The organism is Polaromonas sp. P1_E3 (genome assembly GCF_056405935.1).
Genome location: NZ_JBFUBD010000153.1, coordinates 1 through 6,427 on the forward strand (window position 1 = coordinate 1; position 6,427 = coordinate 6,427).

The 6,427-nt window shown below is 60.8% G+C and carries 8 protein-coding genes; 7 read left to right on the forward strand and 1 reads right to left on the reverse strand.

Going from position 1 to position 6,427, the window contains the following annotated elements:
- From AC1D0Z_RS14375 to AC1D0Z_RS14405, 7 genes are all read left to right on the forward strand, one after another.
- Positions 1-2,220 (forward strand): TonB-dependent receptor (locus AC1D0Z_RS14375; protein ID WP_477658905.1); only part of this gene is annotated, 2,220 nt, incomplete at its 5' end.
- An 82-nt stretch (positions 2,221-2,302) separates the two neighbouring features.
- On the forward strand, positions 2,303-3,010 hold the full coding sequence (locus tag AC1D0Z_RS14380; protein WP_477658906.1) for a Fe2+-dependent dioxygenase: 708 nt from the start codon (positions 2,303-2,305) through the stop codon (positions 3,008-3,010).
- A 265-nt stretch (positions 3,011-3,275) separates the two neighbouring features.
- Positions 3,276-3,521 (forward strand): (2Fe-2S)-binding protein, encoded by a 246-nt coding sequence (locus AC1D0Z_RS14385; protein ID WP_477658907.1) that lies wholly within the window; start codon positions 3,276-3,278, stop codon positions 3,519-3,521.
- 130 nt (positions 3,522-3,651) lie between these two features.
- Positions 3,652-4,335, forward strand: coding sequence for an energy transducer TonB (locus AC1D0Z_RS14390; protein WP_477658908.1), 684 nt, complete (start codon positions 3,652-3,654; stop codon positions 4,333-4,335).
- Between the two features lie 29 nt (positions 4,336-4,364).
- Positions 4,365-5,078 carry a MotA/TolQ/ExbB proton channel family protein gene (locus tag AC1D0Z_RS14395; RefSeq protein WP_477658909.1) on the forward strand — a complete coding sequence of 238 codons (714 nt, stop codon included), beginning with the start codon at positions 4,365-4,367 and terminating at the stop codon, positions 5,076-5,078.
- 71 nt (positions 5,079-5,149) lie between these two features.
- On the forward strand, positions 5,150-5,560 hold the full coding sequence (locus AC1D0Z_RS14400; RefSeq protein ID WP_477658910.1) for an ExbD/TolR family protein: 411 nt from the start codon (positions 5,150-5,152) through the stop codon (positions 5,558-5,560).
- A 159-nt stretch (positions 5,561-5,719) separates the two neighbouring features.
- On the forward strand, positions 5,720-5,938 hold the full coding sequence (locus AC1D0Z_RS14405; RefSeq protein ID WP_477658911.1) for a hemin uptake protein HemP: 219 nt from the start codon (positions 5,720-5,722) through the stop codon (positions 5,936-5,938).
- A gap of 201 nt (positions 5,939-6,139) precedes the next feature.
- On the opposite strand, the gene AC1D0Z_RS14410 is transcribed toward AC1D0Z_RS14405, so the two are convergent.
- On the reverse strand, positions 6,140-6,427 hold a 288-nt coding region (locus tag AC1D0Z_RS14410; protein WP_477658912.1), incomplete at its 5' end, for a GlcG/HbpS family heme-binding protein.

The following is a 6,427-nucleotide window of genomic DNA, read 5'->3' on the forward strand; positions in this document are numbered from 1 at the left end:
CCCCTTACCAGTCCCGCCGCATCTTCCGACAAAGCACTGCTCCCTCTGGGCGCTTTGATGCTGGCTGTTTCGGTGTCGGGGTGGGCACAAAGCGTCACACCGACACCCAGCACCGGCGCCACAACCGCAACGTCGTCTACTTCCGCAACGCCTGTTGAGGGTAAAAGCCTCGCCCCCGTCACAGTGACGGGTACGCGCGATCGCGCCAGTCAGACTTACCAGAGCGGCATTACCAGCGTCGGCAAGATGCCCGTGCCAGCAAAGGATGTTCCCCAGTCCTTAACGGTCGTCAACGAAAAACTGATGCACGACCAGGGCAAGGACAGCTTCAAGAGCGCACTCGAAAACGTCGTCGGCATCACCTTTGAAGCGGGCGAAGGCGGCCGGGTCGGCGACAACATCCGCATCCGCGGCTTCAGCGCGGCGGGCGACATTTATATGGACGGCATGCGCGACATCGCCCAGTACAACCGCGACAACTTCAACACCGAGCGCGTGGAAGTCCTGCGTGGCGCGGCGTCGATGCTGTTTGGCCGCGGCTCCACCGGCGGTGTGATCAACCAGGTCAGCAAGCAGCCACGCCTGATCACCGAACACGAAGTAAACGCCACTGTCGGTACCAAAGGCTACCAGCGTTACCAGGGTGACTTTAATTTCAAGCTGGACGACGACGCCGCTTTCCGCATTAACGCCATGGCCACCGACGGCGACGGACGCGGCGAAAACGCCAGCGCTTCCACCCACCGCCGCGGCCTGGCGCTGGATTACCGCTTCGGCATCGGTACAGCCAATGAATTCGAGATCAGCTACTACCACCTGCACTACAACGACAAGCCTGATTGGGGCTTTGGATGGTTTAACAGCCGCCCGGCACCAGGCACAGACAAATATTGGTATGGCCTGAACACCGACTTCCAGAACGACAAGGCCGACGCCGTCACCCTGAGCCATACCCACCGCTGGACAGACGGCAGCAGCCTGAAGACCACGGTGCGCGACGGCTATTACTCCCGCTCTTTGCGCGCCACGCAGGCGAGCTTCGCTGCTGGCACCACCCTGGCAAACCTGAACGCCAATACGGTGGTGAGCCGCGGCGCCACCAGCGCCGGTAATGCCAAGGCGGGCAACGAACACCACACTTTCCTGCAAACCGACTACCTTACGACCACTCAGTGGTTTGGCCGCAAAAACAGCCTGCTGATCGGCGCCGAGTACGCCGTGGAAAACTCTGACCGCTTCAGCTACCCACTGCTCAATGTGGCCAAGCCGAGCACCACTGTCGGCAACCCTATCAGTGCGGGAATCGGAGGCAACCTTACCCAAAGGCTGGAAACATCGTTCAAGGCGACGACTCTGGGCCTGTATATGCAGGACACGATTGACCTCACGCCGTACTGGAAGCTGATTGCCGGGCTGCGTCTCGACAATTTCAAGGCCGATTACGAACGCCCGACTGCCACGCCCCCCAACAACGGGACCCTCGCCAGGTCGGATCAACTGCTGAGCAAGCGGATCGGCGTCATGTACCAACCCACCGATGAGGTCAGCTACTACGCCGCATTCGGCACGGCGTTCAACACCTCCGGCGATTTGTATCAATTTGACGCGTTGTCGGCCAACACACCGCCAGAAAAAAGCCGCAATACTGAAATCGGGGCCAAGTGGGAACTCTATGGCGGCGACCTGTCAATCCGTGCGGCACTCGCGCGTACAGAAAAGTACAACGAACGCAACACGGACATCGATACCGCGAGCCCGACCAGCTTTCTGCTGTCAGGCAAGCGCCATACCGACGCGCTCGAATTTGAAGTCGCTGGCCGTATCACGCCGCAATGGGATGTGTTCGCGGGCATCGGCTTCATGAAGGCGCAAATCGACAAAACGACAACCGCCGCCGAGGTGGGACAAGACCCGGGCCTGAGCCCAAGCCGCCAGGCCAACCTTTTTACCACCTACCGCATCGGCGACAAGTGGCGTATCGGCGGTGGTTTCACCGCCGTCAGCACCAACAAGCCGGCCAATGCGGTGACGGCCACCAACCGGGTGCCGGGCTACGTGAAGGCCGACGCCCTGGTGGAATACCGCATCAACGAAGGCAACACCGTGAAGCTGAACATCGACAACCTGTTTGACAAGGTGTACTACAACACGCTGTACCGTGGCTTTGTGGCGCCCGGCGATGCGCGCAGCGTGCGCGTGACGCTCACCAGCAAGTTCTGATCCGGGAGTTTTTCAAGGTTTTGGCACCTGGAGGATACTCCGGGTGCCATTTTTGTTTCAGCCGTTTTTCGGAAGCCCCACCATGCTGCTTCGCATTCAACAAGCCCTCAAGCCGGACGAACTTGCCCAGGTCCGCCAGCTGATTCTGGGTGCCGACTGGGCCGACGGCCGGATCACTGCCGGCAGCCAGAGCGGTGCCGTCAAGAACAACCTGCAGTTGCCGGAAGAATTGCCCGCCGCCCAGCAGGCGCGCCACATCGTGTCGGTGGCGCTGGCCCGCAACCCCATGTTTGTGACCGGGGCGCTGCCCAAATCGGTCTATCCGCCGCTCTTTAACCGCTACGGCGGCGACAGCAACCACTTTGGTGACCACATCGACAATGCAGTGCGCACCCACGCAGCAACAGCACGCCATGTCCGTACCGACATTTCCTGCACGCTGTTCCTGAGCGATCCGGCCAGCTATGAGGGCGGCGAACTGGTCGTACAGGACACTTACGGTGAGCAACGGATCAAGTTCGAGGCAGGCGACCTGGTGATGTACCCGGGCACCTCGGTGCACCGTGTGGAGCCCGTCTCCCGGGGGGAACGGCTGGCCTGTTTCTTCTGGATCGAAAGCATGGTGCGTTCCGATGCACAGCGCCGGCTTTTGTATGAGATGGACATGGCCATTACCTCACTGCGCCAGAAAGACCTGGAACGCTCAGCCCGCGGCGCGCCTGAAAGCGCCGAGGTGGTCCAGCTCACGGGCTGCTATCACAACCTGCTCCGGATGTGGGCTGAGGTTTAAGCCTCCCCACCCAGCCCTGCTGGGTCAAGGGTCATGAAAACTCCTGTGGCGGCTGGCTACTGCAGCGGCACCTTGCTATCGAACTTATAGCTGCTTGCGCCTGTCTTTAAAGCGCCTCCGGCGTATTTGGCCCAAAAAATCGAGCCAAAATCTGCCTGCCGGGCGCATTCCTGCGGCAAATCTGAACACCAATGATTGCAAATGCGATAGATTCGCATTTATAATCAATGCACCGATTGAATCAATCACCAGCCAAGCCCATCCCATGATCGTTTGCGTTTGCCGCCGAATCTCCGACCGCGAAATTGCCCGCCATGCCCGCGCGGGCCTGGGCTTTGACGAGATCCAGTTCGAACTCGGCGTGGCCACCCAGTGTGGCCAGTGCGAAGGCTGCGCCCGCGACGTGGTGGCGCAGTGCAGCGCAAGCTGTCCAACGGCCAACATCAAGCTCGCCACCGGCACTCTGGAGGGCAGCCCATGGAATACCTTGCAACCCACTCCTCAATACTGATATCGGCGCTTCCCGTCAGCCTTATCCTGGTGATAGGGTCTGCGTGGTGGATCTTCCGCCGCTGATTCCCGGTTGCTTTTTGACCGAAACCATGGCCCCAGCGGCCATTCGCAGACTTATCCCCTCCTCGATGAACGCCACTTTCTCCACCGCACCGCGCCCTGCCCCACCGCGCCAGCCTCTCAGCCGCAACGCCGTTATCGCGCTGACAGTGGTGGCCTTGCACGTGGGGTTCATCTGGGCGCTGCAAAGCGGCCTGCTGATGCGCGCTGCCGAAGTCATCGTTCCCGCGGAGATCCTCACGCAATTCGTTGACCCGCCAGCGCCCAAAGTAGAGCCCGTTCCCCCCACACCGCCCACGCCGACGGTGCAAAAGAAAGCGGTCGCCAGGGCACCCCTGAAACCAGCACCCCAGCCGCTGGCCATTGCGGACCCGACACCTTCACCCAATGCCCCGACGGGCGTTGTCACGCCGCCGCTGCCGCCTGCGCCTGTGGCCGTGGCGCCTGTTGCCCCGCCGGCACCACCTGCGGTACAGCTGCCCTCGAGCGATGCCGACTATCTGCAAAACCCGAAGCCCGCCTATCCGCCCATCAGCCGGCGCCTGGGCGAACAGGGCAAGGTGGTGGTGCGCGTGCTGATCRGTGCGGACGGCCTGGCGAAGAAAACGGAAATCCGCCAGTCAAGCGGCTTTGACCGGCTTGACCAGGCAGCAGTCACCACCGTCATGCGCTGGCGCTATGTGCCCGGCAAGCGTGGCGGCGTGGCCGAAGAGATGTGGTTCAACGTACCCATCAATTTCGTCCTCGAATAATTTTTTTGAAACCCGTGGAGTATTGATTCATGAATTCCCAATTCGGCCTTGCCAACGTCTGGAGCCAGGGCGATATCGTTACCAAATCAGTGGCCGTGCTGCTGCTGGTGATGTCCCTGGCCTCCTGGATGGTCATCATCATCAAGACGCTGGACCTGATCAAGTACAAAAAAATCGCCCGCGCAGCTGAAGACTTCTGGCACAGCGAGGATTTCGCCGCCGGCCTGACGAAGCTCGGCGCCGACCCTGCCAACCCATTCCGGCAGCTCGCACTGGAAGGCCGCGAAGCCACCCTGCACCACCGCAACACCAAGGCCCATCTGCACGACGCGCTGGACGTGAGCGACTGGGTTACCCGCACCTTGCGCAATGCCATCGACGAATTCACCGCCCGGCTCCAGTCCGGCCTGRCCATCCTGGCCTCGGTCGGCTCCACCGCACCCTTCGTGGGCCTCTTCGGCACCGTATGGGGCATCTACCATGCGTTGCTGTCCATCGGTGCAGCTGGCCAGGCAACCATCGACAAGGTGGCAGGCCCGATTGGCGAGTCGCTGATCATGACGGCGCTGGGCCTGGCGGTCGCCATTCCCGCGGTACTCGGCTATAACGCGCTGGTCCGCGGCAACAAGGGTGTGCTGCAAAAACTCAGCCGCTTTGCCCACGACCTGCACGCCTACTTTGTCACCGGCGCCCGCATTGGCCCCGGTGGCCAGGTCAACGTCGTACCGATGAAAAAAGCCTGAGCTACAACCCTATCCTGCTCCGGCCGGCCCACCAGCAGCGGAGCCCCTTCATTCAGTGACCGAGAAGCACCATGGCCTTTGGAACCCAAGACGACAGCGATGAGGTGATGAACGAGATCAACATGACGCCCATGGTGGACATCATGCTGGTGCTGCTCATCATCTTCATCATCACGGTGCCCGTGATGAAGCATTCCGTCAATATTGACCTGCCGCGCGCTTCCAATGAAGCACAAAACATCAAGCCGGAAACCATTCGCCTGAGCGTGGATGCCGAAGGCGGCTACTTCCTGAACGAGACCAAAATTTCCGACGAAGCCTTGGTCACCCAGCTCAAGGCGTCGGCGGCACAAAACCCGCAACCTGACCTGCACATCCGCGGCGACAAGTCGGTGCGCTACGAGCGTGTGGCCCAGGCCATGGCGGCCGCCCAGCAGGCCGGCTTGCGAAAAATTGGTTTCATCACCGAGCCCAAAAACTGAGCGCGGCCAGCGAGGCCGGTGAACCGGGATGCAAGTGCGGCCGGCAGGCGGCGCTTCCAGTTTCATACAGAAAGAAACAAACCGCCGCCCCGATTCGCTTGACTTTCAAATGAGAATGGTTATCATTAACTCAACGAAACCCAAACAGGTTTAACCATCATGTCCATCGCAATGCCCGCCTCCCACACCCTGAGCCTTCCTGCCCGCACCCCCGTGCACACAGAGACCGCTTCCGGCGGCCATGCGGCGGGCGCATCTGCCGCCTGCGTCAACAGCACTGAAATCCTGCGTGGGCAAAAAGCAGTAGAGATCAACCACAACGGTTCGACTTACCGCCTTCAGGCCACCCGCCTGGGCAAGCTGATTTTGACCAAGTAAACCGCACAACCGTTTCATCACCTTCTTCAGCACAGTTTCATCGTGGGGCGATCCGGGGCTACCAAGCCTCCAAGGTCGTTTTTAGCCAGCCACAGACTCTTTCGGAGTTGTTTAGCCAGGCTTTTTTTCCTTGATGTTCTCCTGCTTTCCCCGAAAAAAAGCCGACCCTCTGGTCGGCTTTTTGATTTCTGCGGCGAAGCGTTACAGGCCGATGGCAGCAATGCCCGCGCGCGCGATTTGTGCGTCTTCGCTGGACTTCACGCCGCTCACGCCCACAGCGCCAATGCACTGCCCGTCTTTCACGATGGGCACGCCGCCTTCCAGCATGCCGTGGATGTAGGGGGCCGAAAGGAAAGATGTGCGGCCGCCATTGATGACGTCTTCGTAAACCTTGCTCTCGCGGCGGCCCATGGCGGCCGTATTGGCCTTGGAGGGTGCAATGTGGGAGGAAACGGGCGGCGCACCGTCCAGGCGCTGCAGGTGCAGCAG